This window comes from Bradyrhizobium sp. LM2.9 (genome assembly GCF_054056555.1).
This window is the reverse complement of record NZ_JBSRYJ010000002.1, coordinates 1,747,770-1,768,225: the sequence shown is the minus strand read 5'-3', so window position 1 is coordinate 1,768,225 and position 20,456 is coordinate 1,747,770. Positions and strand designations below refer to the sequence as shown.

Annotated in this window: 11 protein-coding genes and 2 pseudogenes; 6 read left to right on the top strand and 7 right to left on the bottom strand. The window is 63.9% G+C overall.

Annotation, left to right across the window (positions count from 1 at the left end):
• Nucleotides 1-87: 87 nt before the first annotated feature.
• From tyrS to ACVWW3_RS09780, 4 genes and pseudogenes are all read left to right on the top strand, one after another.
• On the top strand, nt 88-1,341 hold the full coding sequence (gene tyrS / locus ACVWW3_RS09795; protein WP_456650193.1) for a tyrosine--tRNA ligase: 1,254 nt from the start codon (nt 88-90) through the stop codon (nt 1,339-1,341).
• Nucleotides 1,342-1,398: 57 nt separating this feature from the next.
• Nucleotides 1,399-2,683 (top strand): annotated as a pseudogene (locus tag ACVWW3_RS09790) (MFS transporter).
• Nucleotides 2,684-2,901: 218 nt separating this feature from the next.
• A complete protein-coding gene (locus ACVWW3_RS09785; protein ID WP_247347159.1) occupies nt 2,902-3,339 on the top strand; it encodes a DoxX family protein in 438 nt (145 codons plus the stop codon).
• A gap of 359 nt (nt 3,340-3,698) precedes the next feature.
• Nucleotides 3,699-5,393, top strand: a complete 1,695-nt coding sequence (locus ACVWW3_RS09780) for a methyl-accepting chemotaxis protein (RefSeq protein WP_456650195.1) — start codon at nt 3,699-3,701, stop codon at nt 5,391-5,393.
• 53 nt (nt 5,394-5,446) lie between these two features.
• Here ACVWW3_RS09780 and ACVWW3_RS09775 read toward each other — a convergent pair whose 3' ends face one another.
• A complete protein-coding gene (locus tag ACVWW3_RS09775; RefSeq protein ID WP_456652033.1) occupies nt 5,447-9,244 on the bottom strand; it encodes a YhdP family protein in 3,798 nt (1,265 codons plus the stop codon).
• A gap of 204 nt (nt 9,245-9,448) precedes the next feature.
• On the opposite strand from ACVWW3_RS09775, the gene ACVWW3_RS09770 reads away from it, so the two are divergent.
• A complete protein-coding gene (locus ACVWW3_RS09770) occupies nt 9,449-10,141 on the top strand; it encodes a peroxiredoxin (protein ID WP_456652034.1) in 693 nt (230 codons plus the stop codon).
• A 110-nt stretch (nt 10,142-10,251) separates the two neighbouring features.
• Nucleotides 10,252-11,613 carry a peptidoglycan DD-metalloendopeptidase family protein gene (locus tag ACVWW3_RS09765; protein ID WP_456650196.1) on the top strand — a complete coding sequence of 454 codons (1,362 nt, stop codon included), beginning with the start codon at nt 10,252-10,254 and terminating at the stop codon, nt 11,611-11,613.
• A gap of 53 nt (nt 11,614-11,666) precedes the next feature.
• Here ACVWW3_RS09765 and ACVWW3_RS09760 read toward each other — a convergent pair.
• The 6 genes and pseudogenes from ACVWW3_RS09760 to ACVWW3_RS09735 all read right to left on the bottom strand — a co-directional run bounded on the left by ACVWW3_RS09760 (nt 11,667) and on the right by ACVWW3_RS09735 (nt 20,237).
• Nucleotides 11,667-12,903, bottom strand: a pseudogene (locus tag ACVWW3_RS09760) (ABC transporter substrate-binding protein).
• A 106-nt stretch (nt 12,904-13,009) separates the two neighbouring features.
• A complete protein-coding gene (locus ACVWW3_RS09755; RefSeq protein WP_354103528.1) occupies nt 13,010-13,921 on the bottom strand; it encodes a DMT family transporter in 912 nt (303 codons plus the stop codon).
• Nucleotides 13,922-14,058: 137 nt separating this feature from the next.
• Nucleotides 14,059-14,940, bottom strand: coding sequence for an NAD(P)-dependent oxidoreductase (locus tag ACVWW3_RS09750; RefSeq protein ID WP_456650198.1), 882 nt, complete (start codon nt 14,938-14,940; stop codon nt 14,059-14,061).
• A protein-coding gene (prfB, locus tag ACVWW3_RS09745) for a peptide chain release factor 2 (RefSeq protein ID WP_247347172.1) occupies nt 14,940-16,071 on the bottom strand; the annotation gives its coding sequence in 2 pieces (ribosomal slippage) (nt 14,940-16,001 and nt 16,003-16,071; 1,131 coding nt in all). The genes ACVWW3_RS09750 and prfB overlap by 1 nt, the downstream gene beginning before the upstream one ends.
• A 113-nt stretch (nt 16,072-16,184) precedes the next feature.
• A complete protein-coding gene (locus ACVWW3_RS09740) occupies nt 16,185-18,686 on the bottom strand; it encodes a penicillin-binding protein 1A (protein WP_247347175.1) in 2,502 nt (833 codons plus the stop codon).
• Nucleotides 18,687-18,941: 255 nt separating this feature from the next.
• Nucleotides 18,942-20,237, bottom strand: coding sequence for an N-acetylmuramoyl-L-alanine amidase (locus ACVWW3_RS09735; protein WP_247440570.1), 1,296 nt, complete (start codon nt 20,235-20,237; stop codon nt 18,942-18,944).
• Nucleotides 20,238-20,456: the final 219 nt, after the last annotated feature.

Genomic DNA, 20,456 nt, shown 5'->3' with positions numbered 1-20,456 from the left:
AAAGTGGCGGGCGGCAATCGAGTTCCCAAGTAGATCCTTAAATTGCCCCCAAAACAGTAAACCAAGAATTGTCAGGCACGCCGACAAATGACTGCATTCAAATCGGATTTCCTCAATACCCTGCAGGAACGTGGATTCATCCACCAGTGCTCCGATTTTGAGGGGCTGGACGCGCTCGCGGCCAAGGGCGAGGCGACGGCTTATGTCGGCTACGATTGCACCGCCCCCTCCCTGCACATCGGCAACTACCTGACCATGATGATGCTGCACTGGCTGCAGCAGTCCGGCAACAAGCCGATCACGCTGATGGGCGGCGGCACCACCATGGTCGGCGACCCCTCCGGCAAGGACGAGACGCGTGCGATCCGCACCGTCGCCGAGATCGAGGCCAACAAAGCCTCGATCCGCGGCGTGTTCGCAAAGGTGCTGCGCTATGGCGACGGCAAGAGCGACGCCATCATGCTCGACAATGCCGAGTGGCTGACCAAGCTCAACTGGATCGAGATGCTGCGCGACGTCGGCCGGCACTTCTCGGTCAACCGTATGCTGACGATGGACTCCGTGCGGCTCCGCCTCGAGCGCGAGCAGGAGATGAGCTTCATCGAATTCAACTACATGATCTGCCAGGCTTACGATTACGTCGAGCTCGCCAGACGCACCGGCTGCAGCTTGCAGATGGGCGGCTCGGACCAGTGGGGCAACATCATCATGGGCGTCGATCTCGGCCGCCGGATGGGCACCCACCAATTGTTCGCGCTGACGACGCCGCTGCTGACGACGGCGTCGGGCGCCAAGATGGGCAAGACCGCGCAAGGCGCGGTCTGGCTCAACGCCGACCAGTTCTCGCCGTATGATTTCTGGCAGTACTGGCGCAACACCGAGGATGCCGACGTCGGCAAATTCCTGAAACTGTTCACGACGCTGCCGATCAGCGAGATCAGGAAGCTCGAAGCGCTTGGCGGCTCCGAGATCAACGAGGCCAAGAAGGTGCTCGCCACCGAGGCGACCGCGCTCTTGCATGGCCGCGACGCAGCGAACGAGGCGGCTGAGACCGCGCGCCGCACCTTCGAGGAAGGCGCGCTGTCCGAGAGCCTGCCGACCGTGGAAATTCCGCGCGGCGAGTTCGATGCCGGCCTCGGCGTGCTCAACGCCTTCGTCAAGGCGGGCCTCGTTGCTTCCAACGGCGAAGCACGGCGCCAGATCAAGGGCGGCGGCCTGCGCGTGAATGACGAGCCCGTCACCGACGAAAAGATGGCGCTCTCAGTGGCCAACCTGACGCCGGAGGGCGTGGTCAAGCTGTCGTTCGGCAAGAAGAAGCACATCCTCATCAGGCCTGCATAGGCGTATGAGCTTTTCGCTGCTTGTCAGGGCGCGCCGAAGCGCGCTCCCTGACTGGCAATGAACCAGAACACGCCCAGGGAACGGTCCAAGGAACAGTCCAAGCAAGCGACCAGGGAACGCGTCACGGCGACGCCGCAGGGCGTCGCGCGCACCGCGCTGGTGGTGCTCGCGCTCTGCTTCACGCTCGCCGTGCTCGGCCGCGGCCTCAGCGAAAGCTTCACCGTCTTCCTGAAGCCGATCTCGGAAAACTTCGGCTGGGATCGCGCCCAGGTCGTCTCGATCTATTCGCTGACCTGGCTCGTTAGCGGACTGACTGCACCGCTGGTCGGGCGCCTGTTCGATCATTCCGGACCGCGCATCGTCTATGCGCTCGGGCTGTTGCTGCTCGGCTCGGCCTTCCTGATCGCGAGCCATGCGCAGTCGCTCTGGCAATTCCAGCTCTCGATTGGATTGTGCGTCGGCATCGGCGTCGCCTTCATCGGCAACGTGCCGAACTCGATTCTGCTGGGCCGCTGGTTCGGCCCAAAACTGCCGACTGCGATGGCGGTCGTCTATTCGGCCATGGGTGGCGGCGTGCTGGCGCTGCTGCCGGCTTCGCAGCTTTTGATCGATCATCTCGGCTGGCGCGAAACCTACCAGCTGTTCGGCTTCGTCACGCTCGGCCTGCTGGTGCCGCTCATGCTGCTGCCATGGCGGCTGTTCGCCTCAGGCTCGCCGCAAATCGCGAAGAAGACCGATCCGGATTTCGTCGATCACGGCTGGACGCTTCCGAGCGCAATGCGCCATCACGCCTTCTGGGCGCTGTTCTCGACATTCTTCTTCACTGCCGTCGGCATGTATGCGATCGCCGCGCAGATCGTGGCCTATCTGATCGATGCCGGCTTTCCGCCGCTCCAGGCCCGCGACCGCCTGGGGCTTTTCCGGCGTCGTGCTGGTGTTCGGCATGCTCGGCGTCTCCGCGCTCGACGGGCTGATCGGGCGTAGGCCGTCGGTGCTGCTGAGCTACGCGATCTCGATCCTCGGCATCTTCCTGCTGTGGCTGTTGCAGTACACCCCCAACATCATTGTGCTCTCCGGTTTCGTCGTCTGCTTCGGCAGCATGATGGGCTCGCGTGGACCGCTGATCACGGCAACCGCGATGAAGATTTTTCGGGGTAAGCGTGTCGGCACCATCTTCGGCACGATCTCGATCGGCAGCGGCCTCGGTTCGGCGTTCGGCTCCTGGAGCGGCGGCCTGATCCATGACGTTACCCATGGCTACAACGCGCTGCTCGCTTTCGCACTTGCGAGCGTGGTGCTCGGGATGATCCCGTTCCTGGTCGTGCCCGCCTTGCGGCGGTAGGTCTCCTCGACGTAACCTGCATCCCTCGATGTCACCGGGAAATTACGTACGACTCACGAGGCTACGCGTGAAAAAAATTCGGCGCAACCGGAGTGAAGCGGCAAACTGCGGTGTTTTGTCCTACATGACGAAAATGTCAGCGCGGAATCGATCCCGGGTGGCTTGCGAGGCGGAACTGAATACGTTCCAAGTCGCGCATTGGATGGAGGGACAAACCAATGAACTTTGCCTATCTCAATCGCTTTCAACCGGTTCTCTTGAGCCTGTTTCGCTTCGTCACCGGCCTCTTGCTGTTCCAGTACGGGATCGCCAAACTGTTCAAGTTTCCGGTGCTGCCCTACTTCGCGAACATCCCGCCGATCATCTACGCGGCCGGTACGATCGAGCTCGTGCTTGGCGCGCTCTTGATGCTCGGCCTGTTCACCCGCCTCGCGGCATTCATTCTCTCGGGTGAAATGGCCTTCGCCTACTTCATGGGCCATATGTTCAAGGGCGAAACGCCGGTGTTCCTGCCGCTGCTCAATGGCGGCACCGCGGCGATCCTGTTCTGCTTCGCCTGCCTCTACCTCTCGGCAGCCGGCGGCGGATCGGTCAGCGTCGATGCGGCAATAGGCAAGGAAAGCGATTCGACCGGCGGCGCATTCGCACGGCGCTAAGGCTCCTAGTTATCTCGCAAGCAAGTCGGTACCGGCGGATTTGCCGGTGCCGGCTCAGCGCGTCCCCAGCACGTTCCAGATCAGAACGAGGGCCGCCACGAGCAGCAAGGACATGATGATGCGGTGAACGAATCGGTTCATCGGCCGTCCTGCCAATCTCGATCACCACCAAAGTCTGAGAACGATATCCTTCCGCAAAAATACGGGTGCACGGCGATGCATGGCGTTTTGCCTGCACGCTTGCGCATAAGGTTGCGCAGCGGCTGTCCCGCAGCGGGTCGAGGCATAGCTATGTTCATGAATGGTAAGAACTTCATGCTACTGATGCGAGCAATAACAACCATTTCGTAGAGGCTGCGATGAAGCTGCTGAGCCATCTGAAGATCCGCACCAAGCTTACCAGCATGGTCTGCCTCGCGGCTCTCACAATCACCGCCATCATCGCGGTATCGGCCTTCCTCAGCAAGAGCCGCATGATGGAAGACCGGGTCCAGCAGATGAAGACAGCGGTCGACATCCTCTACACCCTTGCCCAGTCGGTCCAGGACGACGTCACCGCCGGCAAGCTGACGCAGGCCGAAGCAAAGGCCCAGTTCCACATGCGCGGACGGCGCATGACATTCAACGGTAACCAGGGCTACCCGGTGGTCTATAACGCCGATACCTCGATCCTGGTGAACGGCGCGAACCAGCAGCTCGAAGGCAAGATCACGGGTGCAAAGGACTCCAACGGTGTCCTCATCGCAGATGCGATCATAAGTGCCGGCAACCAGACTGCTCAGGGCGGCGTAACCTCATATCTCTACCCCCGCCCCGGCCAGACGGAGCCCGTCCGCAAGACCGTTTTCACGCGCAAGTTTGCGCCCTGGAACGCGACGATCAGCTACGGCCTCTATGTCGACGACATCGACGCCGACGTCCGCGCGCTGACGCTCGAGCTTGCCGGGATCGGCGCTGGCCTGATGCTGCTGATGGCGACCCTGTCCTGGCTGATCGCCCGCGACGTGCTGAGCGCGCTCGACCGCCAGAAGACCCGCATGCAGGAGATTTCTGAAGGCGCCATCGACAAGCCAGTCGAGGAAACCGGTCGCGGCGATGAGATCGGCCGCATGGCCGAGACCCTCGAAGTGCTCAGGCAGACCGCGCTGACAGCGCGTAACCTGGAGGCCGAGCAGGTCGCCACCAAGACCCGCAGCGAGCAGGAGAAGCGCGATGCGCTGATCTCGCTTGCCGACCGGTTCGATGCCTCCGTCGGCCAGCTCGTCGGCCTGATGGCCTCGGGCTCCGGCGAACTGGAGGTCACCGCCAAGTCGATGTCGTCGACCGCGGAAGGCACCAACCGCCGCGCCGCCGTGGTCGGCTCGGCCGCCACCGAAGCCAGCCAGCGCGTTCAGACGGTCGCGGCCGCTGCCGAAGAACTCTCCTCCTCCATCACCGAGATCAGCCGTCAGGTCGCGCAATCCGCCGAGGTCACCGGCCGCGCCGTGGACAGCGCACGCCGCACCGACACCATCGTGCGCGCCCTCTCGGACGGTGCCCAGCAGATCGAACATGTCGCCGAGCTGATCTCCAGCATCGCGGCGCAGACCAATCTGCTCGCGCTCAACGCCACCATCGAGGCCGCGCGCGCCGGTGAAGCCGGCCGCGGCTTTGCCGTCGTCGCCTCCGAGGTGAAATCGCTGGCGAGCCAGACCGCGGAAGCGACCCGCGAGATTGGTGACAAGATCGCGCAGATCCAGGGCGCGACCAAGGAGGCCGTGGACGCCATCGGTGGCATCACCGCCACCATCGAGGAAGTCAGCCGGATCGCGACCTCGATCGGGGCCGCGATCGAAGAGCAAGGCGCCGCCACCGCCGAGATCGCCCGCAGCGTTTCGCAGACCGCCGAGGCGACCCAGGAAGTCACCACCAATATCGGCGGCGTCAGCACGGCAGCGAACGAGACCGGCAATGCCGCAGGCATGGTGCTCGCAGCCGCCTCGAACCTCTCCAAGCAGGCCGAGCAGCTCTCCGGCGAAGTCGGGACGTTCCTGGCCGGCGTGCGCGCGGCGTAGGCTGACTCGGCGGTGGCCCGACCTGATCGCACTCGGCGAATCAGCCCAGCGCGCTATCGCCGCGCGATGCTGCAGCCGCTCGATAGTTGACGCGGCGATCCGGTCGAACCATCGTGCGATTGCGAGGGGAATTCCTCGAACGGCGTGTTCTGCTTGCCGGTGTTGAACTCGAAGATCTTTCGGAACACGCCCGGCACCATGGCCGAGACCGGATTGACGCGCATCACGGGCGCGGCCGGCGTGCCGACGACCTCGTAGGTTACGCCGATCAGTCCCTCTTTATCGCCACCACCCAGGAACAGCCCGAGTACCGGAATCTGTCCGAACATGTTGTTCAACCCGTACATCGGCACGAAGGTGCCGCTCATGCACACCTGGTTGCCGGGAAAGTCGATCGAGCCCTCGATGGTGGCGCCGACCATCGGACCCTTGACCACGCCGTCGCGGATCGTGAGCGCGCCGTTCTGCCGCGTGAACTCCGCGCGCAACGCCGTGAAGGCCACGCCGCTCTGCGCGCCGTTGGCCGCGCCCGCCGCGACGCGATCGAGCTGTTCCATTCCCTTGACCGAGAAGTCGCGCACGTTGATCAGGCCTTCTCTTGTCGTAGGCTCTGACGTCGGCGGCTCCATCGCCACCACCATCTGGCCGCCGAAGACCTTGTTGGTGGTGTCGGTGAAGCGCAGGAAGCTGCCGGCATCGTTGGTCTGGAGATAGATCACCTCACGGTTGCCCTGGGCGCGACCGCCGCGCAAATCGGCCGCCACGGGAGTGTCTTTTCCGATCCTGCCGCTCAGCGTGAAGGCTTTGACCGCGCCGCTGCGGCGCGACATCTTGGCGTCGACGCTGCGCATCGCCTCGCCGTTGAAACCCATGACGGCGCCGAGCTTCACGTCGATGTCGAAATCGACGTTCTTCGTCTTGCTCTTGGCATCGTCCTTGGAATTGCCTGAGATCGCCGACTTCAGGAAGCCGCGGCCGTCGAATACGTCGCCGCGCATCGTGCCCTTGATCACGCCGTCCTGGCCTCGCTCCACCTTCAGCGACGCCTTGTCGCCGTCGGAGGGCGCGTAGGTCGGGAAGTTCGCGTTCATGAGGTCGCCGCTGGCATCGACCTCGAGCGCCCCTTTGATCGAGGCACCGCCGCCTTCGACGACGATGTCCTCCAGACGCGTCGATTGCGCCGTCGGCACCACCTTGAAGCTGGCCTTGCCCGATTTGCCCGGCAGCTTGACCCAGCCGGGCAGGATGTTGTCGAGCCTGACCGAGGTCAGGTCGGCCTCGACGCCGAGCTTCGTCGTCTGGTCGGGCCCTCCTGCGATCTTGCCCGACAGCTTGATCGGCAGCGATCCGCTGACGGCGGGGCTCAGATCGAATCCGAGGCGCGCGCGGCCCGCATCGTCGAGCGTCGCCTGCAATTTGACGTCCGCATCGCCCTCAGCCGGCTTGCGGTAGTCGAGCGAGGCCGCCTGCCCGTTGATCTTGACGTCGCCCTTGACCTGATAGCCTTGGTTGTTCGCGACGATCTTGAGGTTGTTGGCCTCCAGCTTCTGGTTCATGACCAGCTTGTCGGCAGCAAAACCGTTGAGATCGGCGGTGACGGTATAGGTGGTATCGGCCTTGGTCAGCTCGCCCTTGACCGGCAGGCCCAGCTGGATGTTCGCCGAGAACGTCCCTTTGCTGGTGTTGGGATCGATGACGGTCGACGACAGATCGCTCAGGCGATCATTGGAAAGCATTTCGGCGGCCGCAGGCACCGGGCCATCGGCACGGAACCTGGTCCGCGACGGCGACGGCTTGGGAACCATATCAGGCACCTCGAACACGAAGTCGGAAATCGTGATCTTGCGGCCCGCCGGGGTATCAGCAATGCCCTGCCCGATATTCACGGTCGCGGTGCGCCCGGTCACGCGCGCCTTCAAATCGGCATCGTGCACCACCGGCATGCCATCCACGGGGCGAACCGCGACACCGCTTGCAACGATATTGACCGACAGGCCGTCGTCGGGAATGGGTGGACCCCTGCGCGGAAGATTCTTGACCGGCGAATTGACGCCGATCTCGATGCGCTGCAGCGTGCCACGCTCGATCCGCTCGATCACCCATTCGCGCAATTCGGGAACGACAAGCGTCGGCCACATCCGCTTGAGCGCGGAGGCCGACATCGGCGTCCCCGCAAAACCCAGTGTCAGCCGCGGCTCGCCCGAATAGTCGATCGCACCGGTGCCGGCGACGCCGATCTCTCCGTTGGAGATATCGGCCTGCGTCAACAGCAGCCTTTTGTGGTCGGTGTCGAAGCGGAAGCCGATCGCAATCCGGTTGAAGACCAGCGGCGGCTCGTTGTCGATGCCGCCCAGCAGGATCGAACCGCCGCTGAAGCCGAGCTGCCAGTCATTGATGGTGCCGTTGGGCGGCTCGAGATGGGCCAGAAGGGTCAGGCGGTTCGCGCCCGACAGAATCTTGAACGGCGCGACCAGCACCCGCCGGCTCGAATCCCACTCGACATTGATCTCGGCCGAGTCGATCGCCATCGGATAGTCGGGCGTGTCGGTGTCGATGATGTTGCCCGCGCCGATCGCAATCTTGCCGCGGAAGAATGTCGGCACGCCGTCGCGGCCGAGCTCGCCCTTGAGCTCGCCGGTCAGCGGCAGGTCGGCGGTATAGGTGAGGTCCTTCACCCGCAACGCCAGCAGGATGTTGGCGGTCGAGACCTTGTCGGCGCGGATATCGACCGAGCGCACGCCATTCTCGGCGGGGCCGATCGTGGCACGCAGCGACCACGGACGCGCGCCCTCCTCGCCGAGGCTGAGCGCGACGCCGCCACGGCTCGGCCGGCGCAGGCTGAGCGTGATGTTCTCAAACGTCCATTTGCTGCCGCGCTGCTGATCGTCAACGACCAGATTGCCGTTCTTCAGGCCGATCTCGTTGAGGTTCTGACCGTCGAGGCCGGTCATGCTCAGACTGTCGAGCCAGTCGAGACCCTGAAGAATCCCACTCGGGGGCGTGGCCTGGGCAACGGCTTGCGATGCGTCCGGACTCGCAGGCACTGTTGCGAATGGCGGCGGTGGGCCACCGTTGCGCGGGAATGTCGGTGGCAGGCCCGCGTCCTTCTTGGAGGCGACGCCGGTTGCGAGCGGCTTTGCGGTGTCGCCGGCCGACACCGTGACGGTGCCGTCGGGCGCGATCCGGATCGCGAGCTCGGCATCGACGAGGTTGAGGCTTTCGGCGCGCAGGCGTCCCATCAGCAGACCCGCACCCGAGAGCCTCACCTCAGCCTTCGGCGCGGTGGCGACAATGGCGTGATCCTGGTCGCGCACGACGATGTCACGGATACGCACGGCGATGCGGATCCGCCCGGTCCGCTCGATCTGCGTGCCGCCGACCTCAACCGTGTTGCCGTGGCCTATATTGTCCTCGATCGCCGCGGCGAGCCACGGCGTCGCAATGTCCAGATTGATGGGACCGGCGCCGAGCCGCCACCACAGCGCGCCGAAACAGCCGACGAAGATGACGGCCAGGGCACCGACGACCACGGCCGTGCGCTTTAGCCAGCGTCCACCACCCAGCCAGCGGCGCAACCTCCCAAACCCGTCACCGAAACGATGGAAGCCCGAACTGGAACGCGACAACAGCCGGCGCGCCCGATGGCCCGCCGCCGCTTCCTGATCCGAATCCCAATCGGCGTCGTCCCATTGCTGCGACTCTTGTTGGCCGCCGCGCCGATCCAAATCCTGATTGTAGTCCTGGGGCGACGTATTCCTTGCCATTGCCTCTCGATACAGGCGCCCGTCGTGGGATTGAGCGCCGCCAGGACCGCAGCCGTCGACCGGAAGCGAAGCTCCCTGCGCCGGCATTGCCGCCATACCTCGAATGTTCCTGCTGTTCGTCATTTCGCCCCGGGAGCGCGTTCAACGAGCAGTGGGGTGGTGCGTGTAATTCCTTGTAACCAGACTCCGGCGTCGTCAGACTCGCCAACCTGAGGGCGCGATTCCGGCACACCGGACGAAGGCTGTAATACCGCTTTGGTTGACCCGCCGAAAGCGACGAAAGGAAGGCGTATGTCCCAGAAATCCCGAAAGAAATCGTCCAAAACGCCCTCCGGCAGTTCGACGGCTAAAAAGGCGCCCCTGAAAACGCGGGCCGCGACTCAAACAAAGTCCGCGAAAACACAGCGGACACCGGCGAGCAAATCAACTGGAACGATAGCAAAAGCAGCATCGCATAAGGCCGCATCGAAACGGTTAAATTCTTCTAAATCCGCCTCCGCGCCCGGAACGGCGGCGAAGGCGGCCTTGGCCGAGGGCCAGAAGGCTCCCGCCTTCCGCCTGCCCCGCGACGGCGGCGGTGTCGTTGCGCTATCGGATTATGCCGGCCACAAGCTCGTCCTGTTCTTCTATCCCCGCGCCGACACGCCGGGCTGCACCAGGGAGGCCATCGACTTCACCCGGCTGACCGGCGCCTTCGCCACGGCTGGCACGGCGGTGCTTGGTATCTCCGCCGATCCGTTAAAGGCCCAGGAGAAGTTTCGCGACAAGCACGGTCTCGGCGTCCCCCTGATCTCGGATGAGAAGCATGAGATGTTGGAGGCCTACGGCGTCTGGGGCGAAAAATCGATGTATGGCAAGACCTTCCTGGGAGTTCTTCGCACCACGATATTGCTCGGCGCCGACGGCAAGGTCGCCAAGGTCTGGCGTAATGTCCGGGTCGACGGCCACGCCGACGAGGTGCTGGAAGCGGCAAGAAGCCTTTAACCAATCCTTTAAATTCAAGGGGTTCCATTTCCGGAAAATTAACCATGACCGGCCCAGATTGCTGCGGCAATTAAGCCGTACGGACTCATCCGACCGGCGCGGGAGTGCCGATGTCGAAAAGTTCTGCCCAATATTCGCAGTACACCCAACATCACCCGCACGACCACGGACGGTCTTTCAACCGCCGTCCTGCCGCGACGGCGGCAGCCGCGATTCCCCTTCCGGACACCGATGACGCCTACACCATTGTGCATCACGGCAAGCAGGTTCGCCTGGGGCCTGTGGTGTTCTGGATCGTGGTCGGCACCGTCGTGCTGCTCGGGCTCTGGTCGGCCGCAACCGCGACCTATTTCGCCTTCCGCGACGACGTCCTTAGCCGGCTGATCGCCCGGCAGGCAGAGATGCAATACGCCTATGAGGACCGCATCACCGAGCTGCGCGCCAAGGTCGATCGCACCACCAGCCGGCAGCTGCTCGACCAGGAGCAGTTCGACCAGAAGCTCGACCAGATCATGAAGCGCCAGACGGCGCTGGAGTCCCGGGCGACGGCGCTTGGCGCCATGCCCGACGTGACCGGATCGATTCCCCGCTCCACCCCGCAGCGTGGCGACGCGAGCCAGGCGACGCAGGGCACGCCAAAACCCTCGCCGATCAGCGACACCGTGATTTTCGTGGCGCCGCCGGATCGCGAAGCGCGGCTCGAATCGCGCGCGCCGACCCTCGCGGCTCCGCCGGTCAATCAATTCGCCAAGAACCAGGGGTTCGACAACGTCGTGGTTCGGCTCACGACCTCGCTTGACCAGGTCGAGCGTCGCCAGATGGCGGCGCTCAACGCCGTCGAGGAAGGCATGGATTCACGCATGCGCCGGATGCGCGGCGTCGTCAGCGATCTCGGCCTGAACCTCGCAAATCTCGAAGCCGCCGTGCCGCGCACTGCGATGGGCGGGCCTTTCGTACCCGTTAAACTCACGGCCAGTTCAGGGCCGTTCGAGAAGCAGCTCTCACGCATCAACAGCACCCGCACCGAGATGGACCGGCTCAATCGCACGCTCGCACTCGTGCCCTATCGCAAGCCCGTCATCGGCGAGGTCGAGTTCACCTCCGGCTTCGGCGTGCGCAGCGATCCGTTCCTCGGCCGGCCCGCGATGCACACCGGGCTCGACTTCCGCGCCGCGACCGGCGATCCCGTTCGCGTCACCGCCAACGGCAAGGTCGTCTCGGCCGGCTGGTCCGGCGGCTACGGCCGCATGATCGAGGTCGATCACGGCAATGGCCTTGCGACCCGCTACGGCCATCTCTCAGAGATCAATGTCAGGGTCGGCGAGATCGTGAAGATCGGCCAGGTCGTTGGTCTCGTCGGATCGACCGGCCGTTCCACCGGCCCGCATCTGCACTACGAAACCCGCATCGACGGCGAAGCGGTCGACCCGCAGAAGTTCTTGCGTGCCGGCGTGCGACTCAGCGCGGGCTAGGCCTGCGCTTCTCGCTTTGGGTGCACGCGCTTAGCTCTGGCCGCCAGCCCTGACTATTGACCGCGCTCGTGGCCGACTTCGCCGGTGATGACGTCGCCGAACAACTCCCAAGCCTGCCCGTTGAAGCCGCATCAGCTGCATCTGCTCGATCGGGAAATAGTCATCGGCCGAGGTGTTGACCAGGATGCCGGGCAGCATCAGATCGGTGTGAAAATCCTTCAGGCTGGTGGCCTGCTTCATGACGTTGTCACGTGTGAGGTTGTCGCCGCACTGCTTCAGCACCTGCGCCATCGCCTCGGCCTGGACGTAGCCGTAAACGTTGTTGGCATTGGCCTTGTCGCCGTCAGGGTAATATTTGTCCATGAACTCGCGCCATTTGACCACCGCAGGATCCTTGTCCCAGGTCGGATCGGTCGGGTCCTTGAGATAGACGGTCGAGATGATGTCCTTGGAATAGTCGAGCCCGGCGGGCTTGAGCACCGAGGCGACCGAGGTCGCGGTGTTGGCGAGGAAGAATTTTGGCTTCCAGCCAAGTTCGCCGACCTTGCGGATCGCCTGCGCGGAGCCTTTGGGCGCAGCCCAGGAAAAGAAGATGTCGGCGCCTGAATCATGCAAGGCGACGATCTGCGAGTCGATCGAGGGATCGCTGACCTCATAGGATTTGTCTGCGATGATCATGTTGGCCTTGTCGCCAAGCCCGTCCTTCAGGCCCTTGAACTGGTCCTTGCCGGCATCGTCGTTCTGCCAGAACACCGCAATCTTGCTGTTGGGGAATTTGTCGCGGATGTACTTTGCGTAGATCCGCCCTTCGCTTTGGTAGTTCGGCTGGAATCCCATGGTCCACGGGAAATTCTTGGGGTCGCCGAACTTGGTGCCTCCGGAGGCGACGAAGAGCTGCGGCACTTTCTTGGAATTCATATATTTCATGATCGCGGAGTTCGAAGGCGTGCCAAGCGGCTGGAAGATCAGCAACACCTCGTCGCTCTCGACCAGCTTGCGCGCCTGCTCGATCGCCTTCGGCGGCGAATAGGCGTCGTCATAGCTGATGAAATTGATCTTGCGGCCGTTGATGCCGCCCTGGTCGTTGACCATCTTGAAGAATGCGGCCTCGGTCTTGCCGATCACGCCATAGGATGACGCCGGCCCGCTATAGGGCATGATGTTGCCGAGCTTGATTTCGGTGTCGGTGGCGCCGGGATCGTATTTCTTCTGCGCCAGCGCCGGTATCGTGACCAACACTCCGGCAGCAAAAATGGCGAGGGCAACAAGGTTTTCGCGACGACCCGGCATCGTTCTCTCCCCTATTTTGTAGTCTTGTTTTGCCGGGAGTGTCGCAAGCGGACTTGCCGCTGGCAAGCGCTTCGATTTTCCGCGACGTGAAACGACGATCCGGAACTTACGTGACGCGCCGCAGTAGATTTAGAACGCGTCCGTCGATCACCAGCAACGCGCTGCCGATGACGATGGCGCCCGCGATCTCACGCATGGAGATCGGCTCGCCCAGCACAAGCCATCCCAGAAGGACGGCGGTGACGGGAATGAGCAGCGTCACCAGCATCACATTGGTCGCGCCCGAGCGCCGCAGGATCTGGAAGAAGACGATATAGGCGAGCGCCGTCGACAGGCCGGCAAGGCCAAGCACCGCGAGCCAAATCGTCACGCCCGGCATCGGGAGACGCCACGGCTGCTCCATTGCGCCGGCGACGATCGCCATCATCACCGTGGAAGCCATCAGCTGAAATGCTGCCGTCCCCAGCGGGGCTGCGTCCTTCAACAACCGCCGCGCCGCCAGCGCCGCAAAGCCATAGCTGAAGGCGCCGCCGAGGCAGAGCAGGATGCCGAGCCCCTGCCCTGCCCGTGTTTCAACGCCCCATCCGCGCAGGATGATCACGCCGGAGAGGCCCAGCGCCACGCCGGCGACGCGGCGCAGCTGTAAGGCCTCTTCGCCTGCCGCCGCCATCACGATCACCGTGAACAGCGGCGTGGTGGCATTCAGGATCGACGCCAGGCCGCTCGGGATGAAAGTCTGTCCGATCACGATCAACGAGAACGGGATGACGTTATTGAGGAATCCAATCGCAACGAACGGCTTCCAGCCCGCCATGCCCTTGGGAAAACGGATTCCCTGGAGGCGCAGCAGCGGCAGCAGAATGGCCGCGCCCAGCCCGACACGCAAAAACACCAATGTCAGCGGCGGCAACTCCCGCAACGCCGCACCGTTGAAGAAGAACGAGCCGCCCCAGAGGACCGAGAGAAGCGCGAGCAGCGACCAGTCCCGCGCGTCGATCCGGTTGTCGTTTGGGGGCATGGCGTCTCATCTCGGCGGCCGAGCTTGCCGCCTAGGACAGCACAGCGAACAGCGCCACCCGATTTCCGATGAAGCACCGGTTTACGAAGCCGATGCTCTAACGGAGCGAACGTGCCTACCGATGTCGATGTGATCCGCTATGACGGCTTCTTCGGCCGCGACACCAGCTCGATCATCTTGCCTTCATCGTCATCCGGCATCGCAGCTTTTGCCTGCGCGTAGGACTCGACCGCAGCGCGCGAGACCAGTGGCTTGTCGGCCAGCAGGCTCTCGGCGAGCTTCACGGCGTAGGCAGCATCCTTGTGCCGCAGCGCCGCCGTGAACGTCGCGCCGCTGAAATCGCGGGCGACCATGCGCTTGGAGTGGCGCTGCACCTGCGGGCTTGCGGCGACGCCGGCCTGGATCGATTCCAGCACCAGATTCATGTCGAGCCCCGCCTGCTCGGCGATGGCGAGGCCTTCGGCGAGACCGACGATCTGGATGGCCCCCATCAGATTATTGACGAGCTTGTAGACGGTGCCGGTGCCGACCGCGCCGAAATGGCGGATGGTCGAGCCGATCGGTTCGAGATAGGGCCGCGCGCGTTCGAGATCGGCAGCGTCAGCGCCAACCAGCAGCGTCAGCTTTCCGCTCGCTGCCGCATCCGGCAAACCCGTCACGGGGCAATCGATATAGATCAGCCCGCGCGCGTTGAGTTCGCGGCCCATCTCGCGGGCGTGGTCATAGGAAACGGTGGAGCATTCGATCGCGATGGTGCCGGCCTTCGCGGTCTTGGCCGCGCCCTTCGGGCCGAGCCAGACTGCGCGCGAGGCTTCGTCGTCGGCGACCATGGTCACCACCGCATCCGCATCGATCGCGGCGTCCTCAGGCGAGGTCGCCCAGAGCGCGCCGCGCGCGATCAGGTCTTCCGCCTTGGTCTTGCTGCGATTCCACAGCGTCACCGTAAAACCGGCATCGAGATAGCGGCCGGCCATGCCGTGGCCCATCCGTCCAAGCCCGATGAAAGCGATCCGGGGCATCAGTCGACGTCCTCGATGTCAGCGCCCGTGGTGCCGAAGGCGCGCTGCGCCAGCGTCGCGGCCATGAAGTCGTCGAGATCGCCGCCGAGCACGCCGGAGGTGTCGGAGGTCTGCACACCCGTGCGCAGATCCTTCACCATCTGGTAGGGCTGCAGCACGTAGGAGCGGATCTGGTGGCCCCAGCCGATATCGGTTTTGGCGGCCTGGTCGGCGGCGGCTTTCTCTTCGCGCCTCTTCAGCTCGATCTGGTAAAGCCGTGCGCGCAACATGTCCCAGGCCTGCGCCTTGTTCTTGTGCTGGGAGCGGCCGGCCTGGCAGACCACCGCAACGCCGGTCGGAATATGCGTCAACCGCACCGCGGATTCGGTCTTGTTGACGTGCTGGCCGCCGGCGCCGCCCGAGCGCATGGTGTCGACGCGGACGTCGGATTCCTTGATGTCGATCTTGATGCTGTCGTCGATCACCGGAAACACCGCGACCGACGAGAACGAGGTGTGCCGCCGCGCGTTGGAATCGAATGGCGAGATGCGCACTAGGCGATGCACGCCGGCCTCGGTCTTGAGCCAGCCATAGGCATTGCGGCCGGAGACCTGGATCGTTGCCGACTTGATGCCGGCCTCTTCGCCGTCGGACTCTTCCATGACCTCGACCTTGAAGCCGTGGGTCTCCGCCCAGCGCGTGTACATGCGCAGCAGCATCTGCGCCCAGTCCTGGCTCTCGGTGCCGCCGGCGCCGGCATGAACCTCGAGATAGGAATCAAAGCCGTCGGCTTCGCCCGACAGCAGCGCCTCGAGCTCGCGCCGCGCCACTTCCTTCTTGAGGTTCTTCAGCGCAGCTTCGGCTTCCTTGACGACGCCCTCATCGCCCTCGGCTTCGCCGAGCTCGATCATGCCGATGTCGTCTTCGAGTTCCTGCATGACCTTGCCGATGCCCGAGAGCGAATCCTCAAGCGAGGTCCGCTCCTGCATCAGCTTCTGGGCCTTCTGGGGATCGTTCCAGAGATTGGGATCTTCTGCGAGCTTGTTCAGCTCAGCGAGGCGCGCGGTCGATTTCTCGACGTCAAAGATGCCTCCTCAGCAGCCCGACTGACTGCTTGATCTCTTCTACCAACCGTTCGATTTCGGCGCGCATATGGTTCTCTGGTCTCGCGGAATTGGTCCCGCGCGTAATTGAGATCGGGATGTAGCGGCGGCGGCTGCAAAGCGCAACCGCCGCCGCGAGGAACGTCCGTCTTGTCCTAAGCCTTAGTATAACCCGCCGGTGCCCGGACGCATGAAGAAGCCGGAATCCGGCTGCTGCTGCTGCGACGCCGGCATGCGGCCGTCGGCGTCGGCAACGCCGATGACGGAGTAATTGTCCGGCGGTGCCGTGCCCGGCTTGAAGGCTTCGAGGATGGTTCCGCCGGTCTCGCCCGGACCGGCGCGCATGCCGGTCTTGGAGACGACGCGCACCAGCTTGATGCCGGCCGGCACCTTGAACGGAACGGCGGGCTTGTCGGCGAGCGCGAGCTGGAGGAAGTCGCGCGCGATAGGGGCTGCGAGATGGCCGCCGGTCGCGGCGTTACCCTTGCCGAGCGGACGCGGCTTGTCGTAGCCCATGTAGATCGCGACGGCGACGTCGGGCGAGAAGCCGACGAACCACGCGTCCTTGGCCTCGTTGGTGGTGCCGGTCTTTCCGGCGATCGGCTTGCCGACCGCCTTGACCACGGTCGCGGTACCGGCCTGGACCACACCTTCCATCAGCTCGGTGATTTGATAGGCGGTCATGGAATCCAGCACCTGCTCGCGCCGGTCGATCAGCTGCGGCTCGTTCTGGTTCTTCCAGCCGCCCGGCGCGTCGCAGCCACGGCATTCACGCTGGTCGTGCTTGAAGATGGTGTGGCCATAGCGGTCCTGGATGCGGTCGATCAGGGTCGGCTTCACCCGGCGGCCGCCATTGGCGAGCATCGAATAGGCCGTGACCATGCGCATCGCCGTGGTCTCGCCGGCGCCGAGCGCGTAGGACAGATAATTCGGCAGCTCGTCGTAGACGCCGAAGCGGCGGGCATATTCGCCGATCAGGGGCATGCCGATGTCCTGCGCGAGGCGCACCGTCACCGTGTTGAGCGACTGCCGCAGCGCGTTGCGCAGCGTCACCGGCCCCTGGAACTTGCCCGAGGAGAAGTTTTCAGGCCGCCAGACGCCGGCGCCCTGGCCCTGGTCGATTTCGATGGGCGCGTCGAGCACGACAGTCGAGGGCGTGTAGCCGTTGTCGAGCGCGGCCGAATAGACGATCGGCTTGAACGACGAACCGGGCTGCCGATAGGCCTGCGTGGCGCGGTTGAACTGGCTCTGGTCGAACGAAAAGCCGCCGACCATCGCCAGCACGCGGCCGGTCCAGGGGTCCATCACCACCATCGCGCCGGACACTTCTGGAATCTGACGCAGTCGGTACTGGCCCTCGACAGGCTGGCCGTCCTTGTACAGTGGATCGGCATAGATCACGTCGCCGGACTGGAGCACCTGCGACACCGCGCTCGCCGCCCTGCCCTTCGCAGCCCCGGTGGCCGCCTTTGCCCATTTGATGCCGTCGAGCGTGATGAGACCGGTCTCGCGCTGCTTGCTCACCGCGCCGCCGAGCTCACGGCTCGGCTGGAAGCCGATGCGCGCCGACTGGTCGCTGGTCTCCAGCACCACCGCCATGCGCCATGGCGAGATGTCGGAGAGCGACTTGATCTCGGCGAGCTTCACGCCCCAATCGCCCGAAATATCGAGCTTGCTCATGGCGCCGCGATAGCCCTGCTGCTCATCATAGTTCACCAGGCCGGAGACCATGGTCTTGCGCGCCATGACTTGAATCTTTGGATCGAGCGTGGTGCGGACAGAGAGGCCGCCCTCGTAGAGCTTCTTCTCGCCATAGCGCTCGAAAATGTCGCGGCGGACTTCCTCGGCGAAATATTCGCCGGCGAAGGTGTGGGCGCCGTTGGAACGGTTGGTGACGGCCAGCGGCTCCTTGCGGGCCTTGTCGGCGTCGGCCTGCTTGATCCAGCCGTTTTCCAGCAGACGGTCGATCACGTAGTTGCGGCGCTCGATGGCGCGGTCGCGGTTGCGAACCGGATGCAGCGTCGCGGGCATCTTCGGCAGCGCCGCGAGATAGGACGCTTCCGCCACCGTCAGCTCGTTCACCGACTTGTCGAAATAGACCAGCGACGCGGCCGCGATGCCGTAGGCGCCGAGGCCGAGATAGATCTCATTCAGATACAGCTCGAGGATTTTGTCCTTCGAGTAGGTCTTCTCGATCCGCATCGCCAACAAGGCTTCCTTGATCTTGCGCGCGAAGGAGACCTCGTTGGTCAGAAGGAAGTTCTTGGCGACCTGCTGGGTGATCGTGGAAGCGCCCTGCGGACGGCGGTTGGAGCCGTAGTTCTGGATGTAGGCCACGCCGGCGCGCGCCATGCCGGTGTAGTCGATGCCGCCATGCTCGTAGAAATTCTTGTCCTCGGCCGCGAGGAACGCGTTGATCACGAGCTTCGGCACCGCCTGGATCGGCAGATAAAGCCGCCGCTCCTTGGCGTATTCGCCGAGCAGCGAGCCGTCGGTCGCGTGCACGCGGGTCATCACCGGCGGCTCGTAATCCTGGAGCTGAGAGTAGTCCGGCAAGTCCTTGGAGAAATGCCAGATCAGGCCTGCGACGGCACCGACACCGACCAGGAACAACACCGTTCCCGCGGCGAACAGGAAGCCCATGAACCGCACCAGCAAGCGCATTATCTGTTTATCCGTTCAAACTCTGGATCAGCCCAGTATCAGCCCCTTGGCACCCAAAACTGGCGCCAACCTCACGTCGCGAACTCACCGGCCTTACTCGATACTATCCGTGCCGGATCCAAGACGCTTGCCGAGCGGGATTCTCGCCGATTCCGGAACCCCCTGCGGCGTTTTTATAAAGCGCCCGCTGTGGCCAAACTAGGGCTTTTGCGGCGGGACGGAAAATCCCCTCTCAATTCGACGACCCCTGGGTCGTCAATTTGACGATCCCGCGATGGCCATGCGCTTGGCCAGGAACCCGTCGATCGCCTGCGCCATCGAACCCACGGCACGCGACCGCCAACCCTCGGAGACCAGATGCTCGAGGTCGCCCTTGTTGGAGACGTAACCGATCTCGACCAGCACCGACGGCACGTCGGGCGCCTTCAGCACGCGGAAGCCGGCCGACTTCAGGGGGTGCTTGTGCATCCGCACCGTCGACTTCATTTCGCCCATCAAGAGGCGGGCAAAGCGGCTTGAAAAGGTACGCGTTTCCCGCTGGGTAAGATCGATCAGGATGTCGGCAACATCGGTCGGCTCCTCCGCAAGGTTGAAGCCGGCGATGGCATCCGCCCGGTTTTCCGCGTCCGCCAGCCGCTGCGCCTCGGCGTCGGAGGCCTTGTCCGACAGCGTGTAGATCGTGGCGCCCTGCGCATCGCCTTCGGCACGCGGCAGCGCGTCCGCATGGATAGAGACGAACAACGCCGCCTTGAGAGCGCGGGCGACTTTGACCCGGTCGTTAAGCGGGATGAAGGTGTCGTCGTCCCGCGTCATCACCACGCGATATTTGCCGGTCTTTTCCAGCCGCTCGCGCAGCGCCAGCCCAAACGCCAGCACCAGGTTCTTCTCGCTCTCGCCGCTCGACTGCGTGCCGTTGTCGATGCCGCCATGGCCGGGATCGATCACGACCACCGCACGGCCATCGGCCTTCTGCTGCCCTGACTCAGGGGGGATGGATCCGGGAACCGTTGCGGGCGGCGGATCGGCAATTGCGGGCCGCAACTCGGGACGGTTTTCCGGAGCGAGCGACGGCACGAAGGCGGCGCGATCGACCTCCTCCAGTTCGAGCACCAGCCGGGCTGGTTGACCGTTGGCGGCCTCCACCACATAGGAATTGGCGATCTTGGCCGGGCCCGCCAGGTCGAACACGATTCGCGAGCCGCCGGGCATTACCAGCCCATAGCGGAAAGCCTTGACCAGTCCCCGTCCCCCGGCCCCGGTGCCCGCGGGGAGTTGAAAATTGACCTGGGGGACGTCGACCACCACCCGATACGGGTCAGCCAACGTGATGGCGCGGAAGGTAACGGTCTGGTCGATGTCGAGGATAAAGCGAGTCTGCTTGCCGTCACCGGCCAGCCGGGCGGCCGAGGCGATTGGGAAATTCGCTGATGCAACAGAGGATTGGGGCTGGCTTTCCGCCGCCTTCAGGCGCGAGGAATCAGCACACGGCAATGCCGCGGCGCAGAGCAGCGCGCATCCCAGCAAAAACCTTTGATTTGCGCGGCTCGCCACCGATTCCGTGCCTCCGAGCAGCCTCTTTAACGCAATAGAACCACAGGGTTAAACGATCCTTAATGACAGGCACGCGAAACTCGCTGACTGTGACCGCCGTGCGACGCTCCTTGCACGGATGACCCAATCCACGTATGTACGGAATGCTGACGGCCGATATTTCCGGTTGTGTCGCATTCAGCCTCCCGGTGCAGCGCCGGAACTCTCAAGGTTTGGGAA